The sequence below is a fragment of the Pusillimonas sp. NJUB218 genome (assembly GCF_003788685.1).
Lineage (GTDB): Bacteria > Pseudomonadota > Gammaproteobacteria > Burkholderiales > Burkholderiaceae_B > Neopusillimonas.
This window is the reverse complement of sequence record NZ_NQMK01000009.1, coordinates 1-19,532: the sequence shown is the minus strand read 5'-3', so window position 1 is coordinate 19,532 and position 19,532 is coordinate 1. Positions and strand designations below refer to the sequence as shown.

Sequence of the window (19,532 nt, the reverse complement as noted above, 5' to 3'; positions counted from 1 at the left end):
CTTGGGCGCCGGCTTCGTTTATTATGGGGGCTTGAGCTTTTGTGGTTTTTTTTATGTCAGATCAAAGCATTCCTATTCCCGACCCCGTCGTGTTTGTACCGGCGAACCAGCGTCCTACCTTGTTGTTTGTCTTGCTGCACGACGATGCAGCCAGCCCCGATCAACTCGAAGGGCTTAAAAAAGCGCTATTGGCCGCCTTCCCGCAGGCGGCATTAGCCCTGATGTATGGCCCGTTGGCCACGGCGCCGTCTCGGCATCACTGGTTCGACCAAGACGGCCTGAACGAATACAACTATGTTCAGCGCGTCGAAGCCGCATTGCCACGCTTCATTGCCTATGTTCAGTGGGTGCAAAAACAGTTGTCGCTGGGTGGCGAAGCCACGGCGCTGGCTGGGTTTGGGCAAGGGGCAACCCTGGCGCTCGAAGCGACCCTGACCCAGCCCGACCTGGCAGGTCGAGTACTGGCTTTTTCGGGGTGCTATGCCAGTTTGCCTGCTGTCGCCCCTGCAGCCACCACACTGCACTTTTTGCATGGCGCCAACGATCCGGTCGTGCCTAAATCAGTCATGCAAAACGTGCACGCGCATTTGTCCGATCTGGGCGGCGATGCCACGCTCGATATTGCCTCAAGTGTGGGGCACGATTTGCACACGGCGCTGGTCGATCAAGCCATTCACCGGCTTAAAACCTGTGTGCCCATGCGCAGCTGGAAAGAAGCGATGTCAACGCTTAAAGAAAAGTCTTGCGATCCTGACGACGGCATCGATACCCAGGCCCCGCTGGGCACAACACTGCATTAGTCGGGCAAGCCAATGTGCCAGGGCCAGTCGTGGCGCTCAATAGGCTGGCCTTCGCGGTTATAGGTGGTTTCGCTAAAAATGGCGTGCCCGCTTTTATGTACGGCAATCACCGTAGAGCATCGGGTGCCATAGTCGGGGCTGACGATAAACGCACTGCTTAGCAAGCGTTCTCTTTCCAGGCTTAGCCCTGTTTCGGGCAGCTCGGCGTCTTCGGCCTGGGTAGTGTCTTTCAGCAGGTCGTACACCCGGTTGATCGAACGTTCCAGGTGTGTAATGGGGAAGTGGTCCAGCAGCGTACGTAAACGTTCGGTTTTGGGCCAGGCGGTATCCAGCAAATGATTCGACAACACATAACGCCCTGGCGCCAGCGCCTGGGCTTCGTGGGGTGTTTTGGTTTGGTTGCCGCTATACCAGGCCTGCTGCAGGTCGCCCACAATTAAATTAAAACCGGCGTATAAATGCCCGTTGCGTGCCGAGGCTCCCGCGTAGTCTTGGGCGCTTTGGGTTGCAGTCAGGTAAGACTTGACCAGCTCGCCGCGCGATACCGGGTTGCTTGGGCCAGGCATGCGCAGGTCGCGGTAGTTGGTCAACAGGGCAAAGCGCCCCTGGCGCGTAATGCCCAGCCAGGTACCGCCTGCTGCTTCGTCGACCCCGGCAATAATGTGCGGGTGATCGGGCCAGGGAGCTGCCGGGCGGGCCGGGCGGGCATGGAATTCGTCACGATTGGCCGCAATAAATAAAGGCCAGTCTTCGTGCGTGCGCAAGGCCAGATAGGCAATGCACATGGGATTACTTCAGCATGGCCAGGTTGATATGTTTTTCGACGTAGTTACGTACCCTGACTGCATCGCCAATACGCGAATACCGGCCTTGCGAATTTAAAAACACCATGGCCACTTCGCGGTTGTCGATGCGCGTTACCATGACCAGACACAACCCGGCTTCGTTGATGAAACCCGTCTTCGAAATATTGATGTCCCAATCGTTGCTTTTAACCAGGCGGTTGGTGTTGTGATACACCAGCTGGCGCCCGTTTTTCATTTTGACGTTGTAGTCGGTGCTGACGGTGTAGCGTTTAATAACGGGGTGGCGGTTTACCGCACGCAATAGCTTGACCAGGTCGCGCGGGGTAGAGACATTATCAGCCGATAAACCGGTAGGATCGACAAACCGGCTATGACGCATGCCCAATGCGCGTGCCTTGTCGTTCATGGCGCGTACAAAAGCCTGCAGCCCGCCGGGGTAGTGGCGCCCAAGGGCATGTGCGGCACGGTTTTCAGAAGACATCAGCGCCAGGTGCAGCATGTCGGCCCGCGAAAGGCGGGTGCCTACCGACAGCCTTGAACGCGAATTGCGCAGCCGGTCGATGTCGGCCTCGCTGACCAACAGCATTTGTTGCAGCGGCAAGCCCGATTCGGCAACCACCAGCGCGGTCATAAGCTTGGTAATAGAAGCAATCGGCCTGACTTCTTCGCTGTTTTTGTCGTACAGCACCGAAGCACTGTCTAAATCTTGCACAAATACCGCTTCAGAGCGCATGTCGTCGGCTTGTGCCGCGGAGCCAAGCGACAGCCCCAGCAGGCAGGCGCCTAAAAAGGTATAAAAACGGGTGGAAAGCGACTTGAGCAGCATGTGGGTTCCAGCAATTCACAATGCTGGAGATAATATCAAAAAAAACTAAAAAACAGCAATAAATTAGTGGCTTATGTGATTTATTTGATTCGTTTTCTAGGGTAAACCCCTTGAAACATTTAAATGCACAACCACGTTGCGAAAAGATGTTGCGTCATAATTGCCGCATAACCCTGACCTGACCGAGACCAAGCATGCACGATTTGCCCCGTACTGTAGACCAACTGGTGGCCCGACTGAATATGCAGCCGCACCCCGAAGGAGGCTATTACAGCGAGACGTACCGTGCCGTAGATCAGGTTCGGCGCGTCTCTGATGATGCCCTACGTGCCAGTTCGACGGCGATTTACTATTTGCTTAGCGATGGGGCCCGGTCGGCCTGGCACCGCATAGCCTCTGACGAGGTCTGGCACTTTTATGCCGGTGCGCCCTTGAACGTGTATGTTCTGGGGGACGATGGCCGGTTAGTCATTCATACGCTGGGCAATGCCCTGACTCACCCACAGTGCACGTATCAGGCCGTCGTACCGGCGGGCTGCTGGTTTGCTGCGAGTCTTGAAAACCCCGACAGCTATGCGCTGGTTGGGTGCACGGTGGCTCCTGGTTTCGAATTTGCAGAGTTCGAACTTGCCGATACGGCCCAATTGCTGGCAGCCTACCCGCAGCATGCCGAAACCATTAGGTTGCTGGCACGCCGCTAGGTAGATAAGGTTTTAGCAAGCGGTTAGCCGTGGTGATTTCTCAACGGCCAGGCCAAACAACGGCCTAAGGCTGACGCCCAGGGCGCTGCCGGCAAATGCAGCGGGCAGCCACAACCAGGCGTGCAAGCTGCCCGACAAAATGCCACTGAAGTAGGCGCCAATATTGCAGCCGAAGGCCATACGCGAGCCAATACCCAGCAACAAGCCGCCGACAACGGCTGCCAGCAACGAACGCAGCGGCAAGCGCCAGATGGGGGCAAACTTGCCCGCAGCGGCCGCGGCGCCCATGGCACCCAGCACCAGGCCGATGTCCATGACCGAGGTAATGTCTTGAGTGATGGGGGCGCTTAGCGGGCCGGGACTTTTTGCCCAGAACGCCCACTGGTCGGGTTGGGCCAGGTCGAAAAATGCCAGGGTTTTGGCGCCCCACAAGGCAAATGCCGAGGTGATGCCCCAGGGGCGTCCGGCCAGTGCCAATGTAGCGAAGTTAAGGATAACGAGTACAACTGCGCCCCATACCAGCGGCCATGGGCCACGCAAAAACGAGTTGGTGGTGCCGGTTGTTGCCGCATGACTGATCAGCCGCCCGTGACGGCGTTTTTCAAGCACGACGGTGACCCAGGCAATAAGGCCGAAAATGGCCAGATTGACGAGCAGGGCAGGCCACAGCCCCCATGATTTGACCACCGACATAGGCGCGAGGGCGGGCAGATTGCTCCACCACGGAAAGGCCCATGCGCCAATGACCGAGCCCACGATAAAGAACACCAACGTAACGATCATGCGGGTACTGCCGCCGCCGACAGCAAACAGCGTGCCCGACGCGCACCCACCGCCCATTTGCATGCCAATACCAAAAATAAAGGCGCCCAGGACAACAGACACACCCGGTGGCGAGACGAAGCCGTTGACCGCTTGCCCGGCCAGCGTGCCTTGCGCTAAAAACGGGAAGAACAGCAGCACACCCACGGCCAGCATCAGCATTTGCGCGCGCAAACCCGCGCCCTGGCGATCAGACACAAATACCCGCCATGCGGACGTAAAGCCGAAGGCTGAATGGTAGAGCGTGACGCCCAGCAAAATACCCACGACCCACAGGGCGGCTTGGCGGCCGCTGACTGTTTCGGCAATGTAAAACAGGCCCGCCAGCCCAATAAGTGCGGCGATGGTCAGGGGTTTGATGTTCAGTTGCACGGGGCCGGGCGCCCCTGGCAATGTTTGAGCAGTTGACATGATGTGTGTGCAGAAAATTTGAGGTTTGAACCCAACGTATAACGCGTCCTGGAGCGAATGTTACTGCGTTTCGTGTCGCTAGAGCGACCTGTGTTGTCGAATGTTACGGGTCGAGGTGGCGTCGGTGAACAGGGGGTTCAAGCCGTTTAAAAACCCGAGCCGGGCTGTTTCAAAAAGGCTATTTCGTCCGGCGTTGATTCGCGCCCCAATGCCGCGTTGCGGTGCGGGTAGCGGCCGAATTTTTCAAGGATAACTTTGTGCTTGATTTCAAATTCGTAGTTCCCTTCCAGCCCAGGTTGGTTAAACAGGTGCATGGCTTCCTCATGAATGATCAGCGATTCGCTGTGCATGTAGGGCATGTATAAAAAAGCCAGGTCGGGCGCGTTGATGGTACGGTCGGCGCCGCACGCAACGGCTTCTTGCGCCAGCACTAGCGCCAGCGCGTCGGTGGCGAAGGCTTTGGCCTGATCGCGAAATATATTGCGGGGGAACTGATCCAGTACGATGATCTCGGCCAGACGCCCTTGTGGTGTGGTCCGCCAGCCAAAACATTCGCCTTGCGCGGCTGCCTGGTGGGTGACCTCGAACCGTGTCTTGATGCGAGCGTCGAGTTCGGGGCTTTTGTCGAACCAGTGCTTGGGGCCCAGTTCGTCAAACCAGAATCGCAATACGTCTTCCGGGGAGCACGGGGCATTAGGGCGGGTTGGCATAAACTTTAACCTTTAGTTAATTAATACGCAGGTGTGAAATGAAGACCTTGATTGTGGGTGCCGGTGCGGTCGGTGGGTTATTCGGGGCCATGTTGCAGAAATCGGGCGCCGATGTGCGGTTTTTGTTGCGGCCGGCTCGCAAGGCCCTGATCGACGCCAATGGCCTGACGCTGACTACCCCCGACGGGCAGTATCACTTCAAGCCCGCCACGGTTGACGTAACGGCGCCTGGCGATGGGTACGATCTTATTATATTGACCAGCAAGGCGTATGCGCTTAATGGGGTGATTCGCGACATTGCCCCTATTGTGGGGGCCAATACACATGTGTTGCCGCTGCTTAATGGCCTGCGTCATTTAGATGCGCTGGACGCCGTTTTTGGCGCCGAGAAGGTGCTGGGTGGTATTGCCAAGACTATTGCTACCTTAGCCGAACCGACGCATATACATGTGGCCAATGCCTATAGCAGCATTACGGTGGGCGCCCGCTTGCCCGAACAAGAAGACAAGGCGCGTGGGGTTGCGCAGTTGCTGGCGTCGGCGGGTATTGATACCGAGCTGAGCTCAACCGTAATGGACGACATGTGGGACAAGTTCTGCCGTATGGCGTCGTTGGGGGCTGCCAATTGTTTGCTGCAAGGTACGGTGGGTGAATACATGCGCAGTCAGGCTGGCGGGCAGATTGCGCTGCAGTTGTTTGAAGAGTGTGTTCAGACAGCTCAGGCGGCAGGGCACGGCATGCATCCGCAGGCGGTGGCAGGGTATCAGCGTGTGCTGACCAACCCCAATTCTTCATTTAATTCATCGATGTACCGGGACATGCGCGCGGGCCTGCCGATTGAGGGCGATCATTTAGTGGGCGACATGGTGAGGCGCGCCCAAGAGGCGGGTTTGACATGCCCGATGTTGTCAGTGGCGCAAGCTGTGCTGGAAACCTACACGGGGCGTCTGACCCAGGCAGGGTAGTTGTCCCCATTGCCAGCCGGGTTTGCCTGTGCCTATAGTCGGTGCACCGCGCGCTGATTGCGCGGCGTGACAACAAGGAGTCCAGACATGGCATATGCATTTCCCGGCCCGCAAGGCATTAGCGAAATCAGTGAACAGCTCGAACTCGACCTGACCCCCGAAGAGGTTGGCGAGTACCACGCTTATTTGTCGGCGCTGACGCCGGCCTTTCGCCTGATCGAGCAGTTGCCCGACGAGCTGCCGGCGGTCAAGTATCCGCGCACGCCAGGTTACCGGCCGGAAGGGGCCGAGAACCCGCACAATGGTTGGGTTGTTAAGTCAAATATTAAAGGCGCGCCGCAGGGCAAGCTTAAGGGCAAGACGCTGGCGATTAAAGACAGTGTCATGGTGGCGGGTGTGCCCATGAGCAATGGGGCGTCGATTCTTGACGGGTATGTGCCCGATATAGACGCAACTATTGTGACGCGCATTCTTGACGCGGGCGGCGAGATTCTGGGCAAGGCGTCTTGCGAGTACTTGTGTTTTGCCGGTAACAGCGTAACCGGCGTCAATGGCCCGGTTCAAAACCCACGCGTGCCGGGGCGCAGCACGGGCGGGTCCAGTACCGGCAGCGCCGCGCTAGTAGCCGCAGGCGATGTCGATATGGCTATTGGTGCCGACCAGGCGGGTTCTATCCGGATGCCAGCGTCGTTTTGCGGGATTGTGGGGTTAAAGCCAACGTACGGTCTGGTGCCTTATACCGGTGCGGCCAGTATTGAATATACGTTCGACCATGTGGGCCCGATGACGCGTACCGTGGCCGATTGTGCGTTGTTGCTTGAGGTGATTGCTGGCGAAGACGGGATCGATGGTCGTCAGCGCAATGTTCAGGTTCAGCCGTATACCGAGGCGTTGGGGCAGGGTGTTAAGGGGCTGAAGATTGGTGTGGTGCAAGAGGGTTTTGCGCGCGCTGAAACCGAGGCGGGGGTCGATGATGCAGTTCGGGCTGAGCTGAAGCGCTTGGCTTCGATGGGCGCCATTGTCGAAGAGGTGTCGATCCCTTGGCACAACATTGGTTCGGCGCTGTGGTTGCCTATAGGTATCGAGGGGTCATATCACAATATTGTGCGCGGGCATGGCGTGGGCTATGGCGGCATTGGCGCGTATTCGCTGGGTTTCATGAAGGCGTATGAAAGTTGGCCGGCGCATGCGTCAGAGCTGGCAGCGCCGATTAAAGCGGTGTTGTTGTCGGGGCGGGTGCTTGAGCGTCATGGTGGGCGTTTATATGCAAAGGCGCAGAATTTGCGTCGCCGTTTGCGGGCGGAATACGATGCGCAGTTGGCTAAGTACGATGTGTTGGTGATGCCGACAACGCCAATGACGGCAACGCCGATGCCTGGACCGGATGCGGGGCCGCAAGAGGTGGTGAACCGTAGCTGGGAGATGTTGTTGAACACAAGTCCGTTCGACCTGACGGGGCATCCGGCGATTTCGGTGTGCTGCGGCGAGGTGGAGGACCGGCCGGTTGGCTTTATGGTGGTGGGCCGTCATTTTGATGAGCAGACGGTGTTCCGCGTGGCCGAAGTGGTGCATCGGGGGTGATGAGGTTGGCTCAAAGCCAGGCGTTGTGAGCCTAACGGCAGGCCAGCTGCGGTCTGTTCTTTGCGCACTGAGTTACCGTTTTTTTGTATCTGATATTTTCTTGCGTTGATACTTGATTTGTCATTTTATTTCATAATATTTTTACTTAACAATGCGCTGCCTTGTTGTAGCGCTTTTTTTTACTCAAAACAGCCTGGAGACTTCTTGGATGCCGGCAACCCCATTTCGTACCATTTCAGCGGGCGCCCTCGTGTTAGGGATGTTCAGCGTTACGTTTGGCGCAGAAGCGCAAGCGGCGCCTGGACCGATAAATACAGGGGGTACCTGGTATGGTGCGGGTGAAGATTGTTCGGCAAGTGCGACCGTGGCTTCGTACGGTGGCCGTTGCGCAGTCGTTGGAGAAAATTCTGCATCAAACGCTGAGGTCGTCATTTATGAAGAGACGCCCGATGAGTGGATATATGGCGGTTTCGTTAAGTTAGGTGTCAATCAACAGGCTTCAGACAATACTATTACGGTGCAGCCTGGGGCTGCTGCTGCGGCTGTTATTGGTGGACGCGCTTTGGGCGGTGAGTCTGGTGCGGTGGCTAATAACAATACCGTGCTGGTGTACGGTGGGCAACTTGGCAGTGTGTATGGCGGGCAAAGTACGACGGAGACAGCCGGCAACAAGGTAGAAATTACGGGCGGGACGTTGACTGAAGTTGCCGGGGGTAACGGCGGCGGTGGTAAGCACACGAATAATTCCGTGATGATTAAGGGTAGCGGCATTAGTGTCTCGGGTATCGTTTGGGGCGCTTCTGTAAATGGTACGGGCAGCGTTAGCGGCAACTCGGTGTCAATCACCGACGCGTCGGTGGGCAATACAGTTTTTGGTGGCTTTGTTAGTCGCGGTAATGCTACGAGTAATACAGTACGTTTGTCCGGTTCGGCATCCGTTGCGGCAAATGTTTACGGCGGCTATTCGGGCACGTCGGGCGATGCATTGAATAATCGCGTCATCATCGAGGGCTCGCCTAATTTGTCGAATACGCTGATCTACGGTGGTTACTCTGGTGCGGGGGTAAGTGCCGGGAACATTCTTGAGGTGCGTTCCCTAGGCCTGAAAATGGGCAATATTCGTGACTTCCAAGAGTTACATTTCATCCTGCCAGCGAATACTCAGGCTAATGCCGAAGTGATTACTTTGTCGGGCAAGGCACCAGGTAAAGCGGGCCAGCCCCCTATAGCTACCGACCTTCGCGGGGTGAAGGTAGGCGTGGGTATCGTGGGTGGCGCCAATGTGCTGCAGAACGGTGATCGTGTAACGCTCATCCACAACCCCATTGGTGTTGAAACCGATGCGACAATTGCTCAGGCCGATGTGTCTGGTTATCAGGGCATTTCGCTCAAGTACACCTTTGGTTTGTCGGCCGATGCGAAGAATTTGTATGCGACCGCCAAAACTGACGCGGTAGTTATGGAACAGACCAAAGCCCCAGTAGAAGGGCAAGCCAGTATGATGGCGCTCTCGGTCCAAGGGGGAGATCTTGCAGCGGGTGCTGGTATTGCCCGGGCCATGGGGGCTACAAGCGGCGCTAGTGGAACGTCGACGTTCGGTGCGTCCAGTGGTGGTAGCTCACGCTATAAATCGGGTTCACATGTTGATGTTGACGGCTATAGCCTGATGCTCGGCGCGGCCAAGAAAATCCCGCAAGGTACAGGTCAATTGATGGCGGGCGTGTTTGTGGAAGGTGGTTGGGGCAAGTACAAAACGTACAACGAGTTCTCTACAGGTGTTGTTCGTGGGAGTGGGAAAAGCCGCTACGCAGGCGGCGGCGTATTGCTGCGACGTGATTGGGCGGTTGCGGATGCACAAGGAAGGTCAGAGACCTTTGTCGGGACTGGCCTGGGGTTGAGCCAGGCGGCCCCCTATGTGGAAGGATCGTTGCGGGTAGGGCGAGTCAGCTCAAACTGGGACAGCAATGACATGCAAGGCAGTACCGATGCCTCCTACGATACGTCTGCGCTTTACTATGGCTTGCATGCGGGCGTTGGCTATATGCTGCCAATAGGCACGCATAGTGCTCTTGATTTTTCAGCCAAGTATTTTTGGACACATCAGCAGGGCGATAAAGTAACAATTGCCGGAGATCCTTATCACTTTCAGTCGGTTGACTCGCACCGTACCCGTTTGGGCGTTCGCTGGAATCATCAATTATCGCGGCAGGTTGCTGGTTACTTGGGCGCGGCTTGGGAGCGCGAATTTGATGGCGCGGCTCGCGCTACTGTCTATGGCCTGGACACGCCATCGCCCAGCCTAAAAGGCAACACGGGTGTCTTTGAACTAGGCTTTGAGCTAAAACCTAGAGCTGACGACGCGCTCACCATCGGATTGGGCGCGCAAGCTTTCACGGGCATGCGTCAAGGCTTTAGTGGAGTCGCCAAGGTGATGTTTGTTTTTTAGTAACGACAGACAGTAAGGCCGCGCACCTAGTTTCGACCTGTTCAAGCGCTTGCTAAGTTCGGAGGGCGAGGGTAACGCAGATAGGGAGCAGATGGTACAGCTCTGACTCTTCTAGGTCTATATGCCAACCCCACTAATAGATAAGCCATTGAGCTCATGGGAAGCTAACGGCCGATAGCGGGATTTTTGACGCATTGAATTTGAATGCCTGCGTATGGCAGGAGAAAATCATGTCACCCGCTAAAGGCCGACGTTTGATCCGTATATTGAGTTGCAAATTCTTCACTAGGGGGAATCGGCATGATGACGTCAATCATTACTCCGTTCGGGTCCTGAGTAATGAAGTGGCGTTGCCCCCATGGCTCACTGCGCAGGGGCAGTAGCATCGGCATCCCTTCGGCTAGCGACTTTGCATAGACGGCATCTACATCATCTACTTCAAAATTCAGCAGTAAGCCTGATGCTTGTTGATCACGGTTCTGTAGCGGAATACTTTTATGGCTGCGATCAAGAACAGCCAAATTGATACGGTCATCTTGTGCAGATTGTAAGTGCACATACCAATCACTCTCAAACAATGGCACCATGTCGAAGTGGCCTTTATAAAATGCGGAAGTCTGTGCAACTTCCGAAGTCATTATGACAGGATAAAACTGTGAGATTTTCATGTCCATCTCCATAAATATACAATCTGTATGTAAATAAATTTAAACATACAGGCTGTATGTATGCAAGAGAAAAAGACATCCCGTAGCCATCAAGAACGTAGTGAATCAACAAGAGCGGCGTTGATTGCAGCAGCGCGTCAGTTGTTTGTCGAACGGGGCTATGCATCAACAAGCACACCGGACATCGCGGATGCTGCTAAAGTTACTCGCGGTGCACTCTATCATCACTTTGAAGATAAAGCGGAGCTTTTCTTAGCTGTGGCACAACAAATGGCACAGGAGGTGGCCAGAGCCATAGAGACAAGCAGCGTTTATACGAAGTCACCGATGGATGCGCTGCTTGAAGGCTCGAAGGCTTACTTCAAAGCGATGGCTGAGCACGGCAGAGCCCAGTTGCTACTCCAAGATGCACCCGCTGTTCTTAATACACAACAGCTGTCCCAGCTCAGTGACATGGCCGGAGCATACGCACTGGAAGAAGGACTTGGTGCACTACTGATGGGGACAGACAGTCGAGCTAGTATTAGCTCCGAAGAACTGCATGCTCTCGCACAATTAATTTCCGCTGCTTTTGACCGAACTGCACAAGCACTAGCTCAGAAACAGAATATTGCTTACCACCAAGCTGCTTTGTATAAGCTTCTTCAAGGTCTTTGCAACGTCTATGCGAAGTGAAGTAGTAAAAAGAGTCGTAGATGAAGCGGGCAGCTAGAAGTAATTCTTCAATGCCAGCAATGGATCAATTTGCGGTAATCGTGTACCGGTCATAGAAAACAGCGCCAACTTGCCTAACTGGAGGCTGTTAACCCGTCGCCTTCACGATGTTTTTCCCGTAAATCAGCCCATTTCAACAGTGCATCGAGCGCCGGGCAGAGAGCCTGGCCCCAGTCGGTCAAACCGTACTCCACCTTTGGTGGCACTTGGTGATGGACGATCCGCCTAACAACGCCATCGGCTTCCATCTGACGAAGCTGCTGGATCAGCATCTTCTGCGTAATGGCAGGAATTGCCCGTTCAAGATCGGAGAATCGAAGCAGATTGCCGCCGAATAAATGGAATAGGATCACCAGTTTCCACTTGCCTTCGAGAATCTTGAGTGCTTGCTCGACACCATTTGCTGCCGTGGTGGCTGTCCATTCTTTTTCCATACTTTTTGGTTTGTACCTTACTTTTTGGTGCGTTCTTGTTATTTGAGCAGTTTAAGTTCATCCTTCTAACTCGTCAATTCGAATCGCACAGAGCGATTCGATCCCCTGAAGGAGTTATCGGCATGACCATCAATCTACCCAAACCTATCGACACATATTTCGCAGCAAAGAGCGGCGACAGCGAAGTGGTTGCCTTGTGCTTCATTAAAACCGCTATCGTGAAGGACGAAGGCCAGACCTACAACGGCTTAGCTGAAATCAAACAATGGAAAACGAACTCGTTCAGAAAGTACGCCTACACAAGCGAGCCCTTCGCTTGCGAACACCAGGACGGCAAGATCGTAGTAACCAGCCATGTGTCTGGCAACTTCATCGGTAGTCCTGTTGATCTTCAATACTTCTTCGTGCTCGAAGGCGACATGATTGCTTCTCTGGAGGTCAGGGTATGACTCTTAGTTTAGAGCTGACTGGTCGACGAGCCCTCGTTACAGGCGGAACCAAGGGCGTTGGTGCTGCCGTCGTCGAATCCTTGTGCAAAGCCGGCGTGACGGTCATCGCCGCTGCAAGATCCATACCTGAACTAGGGCTAGATAACGCTATTTACATTACTGCCGATTTGACTACAGCAGAGGGGTGTCGCTCGGTGACGAACGCAGTTCTAAACCATGTCGGTAGCATCGATATCGTGGTTCATGTTCTTGGTGGATCAAGCGCCCCCGCAGGTGGTTTTGCAAGCCTGAGCGACGAAGAATGGGAAGCCGCCATCAGTCAGAACTTGATGCCTGCCGTGCGCCTCGACAGGGCGTTACTCCCGTTAATGATCGAGCAAAGGTCAGGAGTAATCATCCATGTCACTTCAATACAGAACGAATTGCCATTACCTGAGTCTACGACCGCTTATGCAGCAGCGAAGGCGGCTTTGTCAACCTATAGCAAGAGCCTGTCGAAAGAAGTCACACCGAAAGGCATCCGTGTGGTTCGTGTCTCTCCGGGTTGGGTTGAGACAGAGGCAGCCGTTCAGCTTGCGAAGCGGTTAGCGGATCAGGCAGGGACTGACTACGAGGGCGGTAAGAAGATCATTATGGACTCTCTTGGGGGCATACCACTCGGGCGACCAGCCAGACCCGAAGAGGTCGCTGATTTGATCACATTCCTGGTGTCGCCACGGGCTGCATCGATTAGTGGCACTGAGTATGTCATTGATGGTGGGACGGTGCCCACTGTCTGAGCTCAAACGAAGCCGAAGAGCAGAAACTATAGGCCTCTCCGTTTAGAATGGCCAATCACGCAGCATGATATTTAACTACAACTGCAAGCAGATCAAGATTGCACGGTAGGCTTGGACCATTAACGCTTATGGCCGACTGCTTTTTGCCGGTGCCAGTGCTTGATGCGTTTTCACACAGCCTCGACCCATAGCAGCCATCCAGAAAGAACAATAAAACTGCTGTTCAGCTAGTGGGTCAATGCAACGCTAGCCTGCAATGAACTGCTCGATACCACGGGGAGCTCGGCGACAACAGCAAGTATTTAAGCAATCGACTACATTCCGTGAACTCCAATCTGCGTCAATGGGTCACCAGTTTCAAACCGATGCCGGTGGGCACATTACTCTTTAAGTGTGCGGAACACTCTTTACACCATTGAATCAAGAATTTGCACCTTACCAACCTGCCACCCGTGCAAAAATAACATCCGGATTCAGGCGTTAAACTCAGGGCCCAACAATAAACCTGCTAACTGATGAGTCCTAAATCCATCTCAGACGCACGCCACTTTGCCGCAGCCGCTCTGGTAGGCGTACTTGTTGGCCTGATAGGCGGGCTTTTTCACGTGGCCATTGATAGCGTGTCACGCTGGCCTGCATGGCTTGCCAGTCATACAAACGGCTGGCTGCACCTGACCCTCAGCGGGCTGATCACTGCTTTGATCACTGTACTCTGTGTTCTGGTGGTGCGACGCGTTGCACCCGAAGCCGCTGGCAGCGGAGTTCAGGAAATTGAGGGTGCCATGGATGGTGTGCGCATCATCCGCTGGCAACGCATTTTGCCGGTTAAATTCTTTATTGGAATTTTCTCAATCGGATCCGGTCTGGTACTGGGCCGCGAAGGCCCAACAATCCATATCGGCGCATCGATTTCGGCCTGGCTTTCGAACAAGACAAGGCAGGCAGAACACGAGCACAAAGGCCTTCTGGCGGCGGGTGCTGCAGCAGGTCTTGCATGTGCCTTCAACGCACCGGTGGCCGCTTTGCTCTTCGTGGGTGAAGAAATGCGGCGGCAATTCCCGTTCTCGTTCCGGAACTTCATGGCAGTGGCCATAGCCTGTGTACTGGCCACGGCGCTTGCCAGCCTGGTCACGGGGGCAAGCCCGGGCCCTGATCTACACCTCGCAATACAGGCAAGCCCGCTTGCTCTGACTGTACTACCAGCCTTCGTTGTGCTGGGCGGCCTGCTGGGGCTTCTGGGCCTGGCTCTGAACAAGGGGCTGCTGTTTGCTTCCAGCCTGAGTGCTTTTTGTCATAAACACTTACCCTATGCGTTTCCCGCGACCGTCGGCCTGTCGGTTGGACTTCTGCTGGTGGCTTTTCCCTCGGCCGTTACAGGCGGCGAGAAACTGATCCAGCAACTCAGCACCACGCCACCTGCACTCGGCGTGCTGCTGACACTGGTTGTCGTCCGGTTTCTAACAACAACGGCCAGTTATGCCACGGGTGTTCCTGGCGGCATCTTTGCGCCGATTCTCTCGCTAGCTTTTTGCGCAGGGCTGGGGTTCGGCACACTTGCAAACAGTTTGCCAGCCCTACATGGCCTGGATCCTGTTGTGTTCGGCATTGCGGCCATGGGTGGCCTGTTCGCTGCCTCGGTGCACGCGCCAACGGTCGGCATCATTCTGATTGCAGAACTGACCGGTGCCTATAGCCTGCTGCTGCCCCTTATGATCACCTGCATGAGTGCCTACATTACGGCCAAATGGCTTGGGGGCAAGCCTATTTACGAGGAACTGCTGGAACGTGTGCTGAAACAGACAAGCACACGCTCATAGGCTGCACACGGCCAGTCGGCCTTGCCTTACTGCTCCGTGTCGTAATGTTCCAGGAAGTGCAACTTGTTTTTCACTTTGGCCAAGGCCCGGTAATCAAGCCAGGGAGCCTTGGCCTGAGTGATGCTTTTCCTGCGAGCATCCTGTGAAAGGTCGCGGTTGATTTTCAAAAAATGCGCCTGGTCCGGGCTGATCGACATACACCAGAGGAAATGGGCGACGCTGTTACATCAGTGGGAACCGGAGCAGTGTGAGGCAGAGCGTTTTTGATTAAGTATGACCAGCCGCTTTTAGCCTAATAAAGACGTTCAGCTGCATTTCTTCGTATCAAAATGGTCTTTGCCAATTCACATCAATTAGACTTTTTAGCATGATTTCTTGTGGCGCATAGGGGAAGTGGATTTATGAGTAATGTGTTTAATCCGTTAGGCCAGTTGCTTGGTATGCCAGTTACTGATTGGCAAGGAGCAACACGGCCGACTCCTGAAGTTCGGGGAGGGCGTTTTTGTCGTTTGGAACCACTTAATCCCTCGGTTCATGCCAAAGACTTGTACGCTGCGTTTTCGCTGGATAGCGAAGGGAGAAATTGGACTTATCTTCCCTACGGGCCGTTTGAATCGTTTGAAGACTTTACGTCCTGGTTGATCGGTTGCGGCCAGGACCAAGATGTCCTGTTTTTTGCGATCATCAATCTGGAATCGAATACGCCGGTTGGGATTGCAAGTTACTTAAGGATTTCGCCTGAGCAGGGAAGTATTGAGGTTGGACATTTGAATTTCTCGCCACTTATGCAGCGTACACCGATCGCGACGGAAGCGATGTGGTTGATGATGAAAGAAGCTTTTGCGCTTGGGTTTCGGCGCTATGAATGGAAGTGCAATGCACTGAATCGAGCATCGCGTCGCGCGGCGCAGCGGCTGGGCCTGTCGTTTGAAGGCGTGTTCCGGCAGGCGGCGGTAGTCAAAGGGCATAACCGTGATACCGCATGGTACGCCGCTATTGATTGCGATTGGCCGGCGATAAATGACGCGTTGACTCATTGGCTTAGCCCAGATAATTTTGATGCGCAGGGGCGTCAGCGTGTGTCTCTATCGGCGCTGACGCGACCGTTGCTCGTTGCTGTAGGTTGATGTGGAATCGGAATTATGCGGTCATGAGACTGTAACAAACCATTTGTGTTGCATAGCATCGAAGTCGGTACGTATGTTTGTCGATAGAGAGCTGACCGAACCCAGAACGAAGGGTTGGCCTACCAATTGCTTGAAAACTACCCTTGCCAAAAATTTCCCTCGTTTTCTTGGTAGTGCTTGATGGATAACAGTGCCAGATCGGGCAGGCCGTCCCACGATTCAAATGGTATTTCATTGTCGAACGTGACAAAACCTCTGGCAGATAGCAGGCGTCTGATGTATTGGGTGTCAGACCATAGAGATTGATCTGTGGCATGAATTCCCATAGCGTTGGCGATATGTTTCATCTGTGCGTAGGTGAGTCCTGAAATGTTCGCCATTGTTTAGAAAGCCGTATTTGAGGGCTGTTGCTTTTTAGGTGATGGCCTTATTTATTTCAAAGTCGCTAGATGATTTGTACGGATTGGGATATAACTTGTTGCAAGTCAGCTTTCGGCCAGGAGCGGACGGTCATCCCAACAAATAATCTGCCCCTTAGCTGTTCCTTAGGATGCGCCGTTACCGTACTCGATTCTGAGCCAGATAAAAACGCGCTAGAAATCAACAGCTCCAAATGGATTTCACAGAAGATGAAAAGAAAAAATATTACAGAATATGCTTTTGGTTATATGAATAGTTATACCGCGATGATGACAGCCTACCAGCTCATGTCTGGCTGGAGTGTTAATGAGGGGCAAGACCAACTTGACAAATGCCATATATATATAATTGCTGCTCGCCCCAGCTCATATTTCATTGGCGACAGCTTGAAGCATGATGGAAAACAGTTGTCAGGCCAGATTGCCTACAAAGTCGCTGGCGTAGAGTGTCGTGTTGATTTTGCAGACTTTCCATTCGAATTGTGGGATGGCGCGACTGAAATTCGGTGCGATTACCCCTTCCGGGACCTGTGGACATACAATTCCGCCGGAGAACAGGTCCGTTACCTTCCAGCAACACACGTTGCGTCGATATTGGGCGCTCGCAATTCTGAGGAGGTGCTGAACCACTTCGAGGTACTGTATGTGGGGCAAGCTATAGGTCAAGGTAACCGTTCGGCGCAGCAGCGCCTGACAAGCCACTCTACTTTTCAGAAGATTCTCGCGCTCTCAGCGTACGATACCCCTGACAATGAAGTCGTTGTATTCATGTTCCAGTTCGACCATGAGCAGGTGTTCTCGTCGATGGACGGCCGAGCTTCCGGCGCAATAACTGATAGCTCGAACGAAAAGCGCTTGATGAATGCTATCAGAAATCCGCCGGACAAAAAGCAGAAGATAGCAATGATCGAAGCCGGCTTGATTCGCTATTTTCAACCTCACTACAACGAGATATTCAAAATCAAATTTCCCTCCACGAAGCATAAAACGTTGCAGTCATGCAAAGCTCTAGACGTGTCAGCGCTTATAGTCGAGCTTGATACCTCTGACCTTGGCCTCACTCTACGGTCGCCAACCGTAACGGCTAGTGACCACCATATAGCTCGTTACGACCTTGTGAACTTGCAGAACCGCATGTCATTCTTCAATGTGACGGGTATTACTGAGTATCCCGGCGTAATTAAAACTGAGAAATGACCAACCGTGCTACAGCGGGATGATAGAAGGTGAGGTCTTCGCCTACTAGCCGAAGGCGTTCAAGCTTGGCAGGCTTCCACTGCTCGTCCGAGCGACGAGGCGCTACTAGTCTTCGGTGACCCACCCCTCACTCTGCATCTCAAGGCCGATTGACGAATAAAGGGTGACGTGTACGCTACTAGTTTTGTAGCCGCTCCTAAGCTTCACGGGAAGTCCCGCGTAATCGTCGTTGACCGATCGTTGCCTCTTGATACTGACAGCTTTGGGTCGGTTTCATACGTAAATCGTAGACCGCAGTCAGTCAGAAGCGGTCATCGACCGGCTTTTTTTCGAGCCAAGACCTGCTTTGTCTACTGATCGCAATCTTGGCCACTAGTCTGCACGTCATTGACCCATCAAGCTCTCTCAGTCTACCGTTGCTAATCAAAGAGTCGAACTAGGCGACTAATTTTTATCTTTTATCGCTGAACCCACACAATGCTTCCCTTTTTCCCGCCCCTCACCTCTCAATGCTGCCTCTGCGGGTCGAGCCAAGCGCTATCAGGTGAACACAAAATAAAGGCGTCAGCGCTACGGGCTATATTTGGAAAGCAGGGAATGGTGATCGGCCGCGCCGGTGAAGCCTACCGGCATGCTCAGAGTCCGAACTCAAAAGCCTTTCATTTCTCGGCCCGTGTTTGCGAAGTCTGTAACAATGCGAGGACTCAACCGGCAGATCTTGCTTTCGACAAATTCAATGCTCAAGCCTTCAGTCTCTTAAAGCGCGGATTAGATCCAGCCGAGGTGCACAATGATCCCCGGTTCAGCTCGAGTGGTGGGCCCCTCTACTTAAACGTCTTTAGATATTTCGCTAAGCTGATGTGTTGCCATTTGGCTGAGATGGGCGCACCTTTCTACGTACAGATCGCAGACTTTGCCATTGGCATCAGCGATACAAACTTCATCTTGTTACACGTAGACCTTGATGTCACTTATAAGCGAATACAGGCAAGGTTGACATCGGCTAGCTACGCCGCTCACGGCGGACTGATTATTACCGGAGACGAACTCTCTCATGCACCCACGTCTTTCTACTCAACCCTTACGATTGGGCCTGTCCGCTATTGCTATCAAATCCGGTTCAACGAGCTTGGCCAGCTGCTACTAAGGATCGAACACCCGGCGTTCTACGACTGGTGCAAGCGCAAAATTCGTGACGCAATAGATAACCCAATAAGCGATGAGGATAGGGAAACTCTCGGGCTAGCACCTAAAACACCCAACAAGCAGGGAGGTGTATAAACAAGTTCTTCAATGATGTCTGCTTTGGGTCGAAAACGGCCGTTGGCTAGTGGCTGCTTTCGACCCAAAGCTGCCTCTCGCGCATATACAGTAAAGCGGCTATTCGGCATGTCTGCTACAGTATTTACAGTAATACTAGTTGCTAGGAACCTCTGTGCTACCCATGCATTTTTCTTTCGAAATTAAAACAAAAGATAAAACGTCCTTCTTAGAGCATTGGCAAGCGAAGTACGAATATCCAGCAGAAGAAAAGTACACACAGAACATCGGCTTGCCGCTGACCGAGAAGTCTCGCCACGAGCTTTTTGAGTGGAAAAACGGAGGCGTCATATCTAAGTCTAAGACGCGCAGCATTCTAGAAAATTACCCATTGATTTTCAGCGGCGATCATCGCGCTCGTTACCTCAATCACAAGGAACCTGGCGGCGCGATCTGGAACTGAAGCGCCCCGGTTTTCGTGGAGGCCGGTTGGTTTAAGTTAGACCTCGACGGCGACCTTTTCAGTCAGCTGTCGGTAATAGTTTTCTTCAGCCTCTGCCGGTGGAATATACCCGATGGGAGCCAGCAGGCGATGATGGT

The 19,532-nt window shown here is 53.8% G+C and carries 21 protein-coding genes; 13 read left to right on the top strand and 8 right to left on the bottom strand.

Translation table 11 applies throughout. The features are described 5' to 3' along the window. The first annotated feature begins 53 nt into the window (after positions 1 to 53). Positions 54 to 800, top strand: coding sequence for an esterase (gene ypfH / locus CHR62_RS11975; protein ID WP_123661094.1), 747 nt, complete (start codon positions 54 to 56; stop codon positions 798 to 800). On the opposite strand, the gene CHR62_RS11970 is transcribed toward ypfH, so the two are convergent. Both CHR62_RS11970 and pbpG read right to left on the bottom strand, forming a co-directional pair. Further along, positions 797 to 1,585 carry an NRDE family protein gene (locus tag CHR62_RS11970; protein ID WP_123661093.1) on the bottom strand — a complete coding sequence of 263 codons (789 nt, stop codon included), beginning with the start codon at positions 1,583 to 1,585 and terminating at the stop codon, positions 797 to 799. The genes ypfH and CHR62_RS11970 overlap by 4 nt on opposite strands. Positions 1,586 to 1,589: 4 nt before the next feature. Continuing rightward, on the bottom strand, positions 1,590 to 2,432 hold the full coding sequence (gene pbpG / locus CHR62_RS11965) for a D-alanyl-D-alanine endopeptidase (RefSeq protein ID WP_123661092.1): 843 nt from the start codon (positions 2,430 to 2,432) through the stop codon (positions 1,590 to 1,592). Positions 2,433 to 2,635: 203 nt separating this feature from the next. Here pbpG and CHR62_RS11960 point away from each other — a divergent pair, with 203 nt between their 5' ends. After that, positions 2,636 to 3,133: a cupin domain-containing protein gene (locus CHR62_RS11960; RefSeq protein ID WP_370318063.1), complete on the top strand. Its 498-nt coding sequence runs from the start codon at positions 2,636 to 2,638 to the stop codon at positions 3,131 to 3,133. Between the two features lie 12 nt (positions 3,134 to 3,145). On the opposite strand, the gene CHR62_RS11955 is transcribed toward CHR62_RS11960, so the two are convergent. Both CHR62_RS11955 and CHR62_RS11950 read right to left on the bottom strand, forming a co-directional pair. Continuing rightward, positions 3,146 to 4,366, bottom strand: a complete 1,221-nt coding sequence (locus CHR62_RS11955) for a YeeE/YedE family protein (protein ID WP_123661090.1) — start codon at positions 4,364 to 4,366, stop codon at positions 3,146 to 3,148. 146 nt (positions 4,367 to 4,512) lie between these two features. Then, the gene (locus tag CHR62_RS11950; protein ID WP_123661089.1) at positions 4,513 to 5,076 is read right to left on the bottom strand and encodes a DUF924 family protein; all 564 of its coding nucleotides are present in this window, start codon (positions 5,074 to 5,076) and stop codon (positions 4,513 to 4,515) included. A gap of 38 nt (positions 5,077 to 5,114) precedes the next feature. Here CHR62_RS11950 and CHR62_RS11945 point away from each other — a divergent pair, with 38 nt between their 5' ends. The 3 genes from CHR62_RS11945 (at position 5,115) to CHR62_RS11935 (ending at position 10,068) form a co-directional block, all read left to right on the top strand. After that, a complete protein-coding gene (locus CHR62_RS11945; protein ID WP_123661088.1) occupies positions 5,115 to 6,041 on the top strand; it encodes a ketopantoate reductase family protein in 927 nt (308 codons plus the stop codon). Positions 6,042 to 6,128: 87 nt separating this feature from the next. After that, entirely contained in the window at positions 6,129 to 7,622 is a 1,494-nt protein-coding gene (locus CHR62_RS11940; RefSeq protein ID WP_123661087.1) for an amidase, read from the top strand. 208 nt (positions 7,623 to 7,830) lie between these two features. Continuing rightward, positions 7,831 to 10,068, top strand: coding sequence for an autotransporter outer membrane beta-barrel domain-containing protein (locus CHR62_RS11935; RefSeq protein WP_158609125.1), 2,238 nt, complete (start codon positions 7,831 to 7,833; stop codon positions 10,066 to 10,068). Between the two features lie 233 nt (positions 10,069 to 10,301). Here the strand turns inward: CHR62_RS11935 and CHR62_RS11930 are convergent, their stop codons facing one another. Next, on the bottom strand, positions 10,302 to 10,736 hold the full coding sequence (locus CHR62_RS11930) for a VOC family protein (RefSeq protein ID WP_123661085.1): 435 nt from the start codon (positions 10,734 to 10,736) through the stop codon (positions 10,302 to 10,304). Positions 10,737 to 10,796: 60 nt separating this feature from the next. Here CHR62_RS11930 and CHR62_RS11925 point away from each other — a divergent pair, with 60 nt between their 5' ends. After that, positions 10,797 to 11,411 carry a TetR/AcrR family transcriptional regulator gene (locus tag CHR62_RS11925; RefSeq protein ID WP_123661084.1) on the top strand — a complete coding sequence of 205 codons (615 nt, stop codon included), beginning with the start codon at positions 10,797 to 10,799 and terminating at the stop codon, positions 11,409 to 11,411. A gap of 113 nt (positions 11,412 to 11,524) precedes the next feature. Here the strand turns inward: CHR62_RS11925 and CHR62_RS11920 are convergent, their stop codons facing one another. Then, positions 11,525 to 11,884: a helix-turn-helix domain-containing protein gene (locus CHR62_RS11920; RefSeq protein WP_199722938.1), complete on the bottom strand. Its 360-nt coding sequence runs from the start codon at positions 11,882 to 11,884 to the stop codon at positions 11,525 to 11,527. Between the two features lie 122 nt (positions 11,885 to 12,006). Between CHR62_RS11920 and CHR62_RS11915 the strand changes: the two genes are divergently transcribed. The 3 genes from CHR62_RS11915 to clcA all read left to right on the top strand — a co-directional run bounded on the left by CHR62_RS11915 (position 12,007) and on the right by clcA (position 14,929). Then, positions 12,007 to 12,333, top strand: a complete 327-nt coding sequence (locus CHR62_RS11915; protein ID WP_123661082.1) for a nuclear transport factor 2 family protein — start codon at positions 12,007 to 12,009, stop codon at positions 12,331 to 12,333. Beyond that, complete coding sequence (locus CHR62_RS11910; protein WP_123661081.1) at positions 12,330 to 13,112, top strand: SDR family oxidoreductase; 783 nt, start codon at positions 12,330 to 12,332, stop codon at positions 13,110 to 13,112. The genes CHR62_RS11915 and CHR62_RS11910 overlap by 4 nt, the downstream gene beginning before the upstream one ends. Before the next feature lie 515 nt (positions 13,113 to 13,627). Continuing rightward, positions 13,628 to 14,929, top strand: coding sequence for a H(+)/Cl(-) exchange transporter ClcA (gene clcA, locus CHR62_RS11905; RefSeq protein WP_123661080.1), 1,302 nt, complete (start codon positions 13,628 to 13,630; stop codon positions 14,927 to 14,929). A 26-nt stretch (positions 14,930 to 14,955) separates the two neighbouring features. Here the strand turns inward: clcA and CHR62_RS11900 are convergent, their stop codons facing one another. Beyond that, on the bottom strand, positions 14,956 to 15,126 hold the full coding sequence (locus tag CHR62_RS11900) for a DUF3470 domain-containing protein (RefSeq protein ID WP_093971907.1): 171 nt from the start codon (positions 15,124 to 15,126) through the stop codon (positions 14,956 to 14,958). 204 nt (positions 15,127 to 15,330) lie between these two features. Here CHR62_RS11900 and CHR62_RS11895 point away from each other — a divergent pair, with 204 nt between their 5' ends. Then, positions 15,331 to 16,056: a GNAT family N-acetyltransferase gene (locus CHR62_RS11895; protein WP_123661079.1), complete on the top strand. Its 726-nt coding sequence runs from the start codon at positions 15,331 to 15,333 to the stop codon at positions 16,054 to 16,056. A 137-nt stretch (positions 16,057 to 16,193) separates the two neighbouring features. Here CHR62_RS11895 and CHR62_RS11890 read toward each other — a convergent pair whose 3' ends face one another. Further along, positions 16,194 to 16,436: a hypothetical protein gene (locus CHR62_RS11890; RefSeq protein ID WP_199722937.1), complete on the bottom strand. Its 243-nt coding sequence runs from the start codon at positions 16,434 to 16,436 to the stop codon at positions 16,194 to 16,196. Positions 16,437 to 16,685: 249 nt separating this feature from the next. On the opposite strand from CHR62_RS11890, the gene CHR62_RS11885 reads away from it, so the two are divergent. From CHR62_RS11885 to CHR62_RS11875, 3 genes are all read left to right on the top strand, one after another. Then, positions 16,686 to 17,672: a hypothetical protein gene (locus tag CHR62_RS11885; RefSeq protein ID WP_123661078.1), complete on the top strand. Its 987-nt coding sequence runs from the start codon at positions 16,686 to 16,688 to the stop codon at positions 17,670 to 17,672. A gap of 597 nt (positions 17,673 to 18,269) precedes the next feature. After that, on the top strand, positions 18,270 to 18,953 hold the full coding sequence (locus tag CHR62_RS11880; RefSeq protein ID WP_199722936.1) for a hypothetical protein: 684 nt from the start codon (positions 18,270 to 18,272) through the stop codon (positions 18,951 to 18,953). 163 nt (positions 18,954 to 19,116) lie between these two features. Further along, a complete protein-coding gene (locus CHR62_RS11875; RefSeq protein WP_123661076.1) occupies positions 19,117 to 19,395 on the top strand; it encodes a hypothetical protein in 279 nt (92 codons plus the stop codon). Positions 19,396 to 19,532 lie beyond the last annotated feature (137 nt).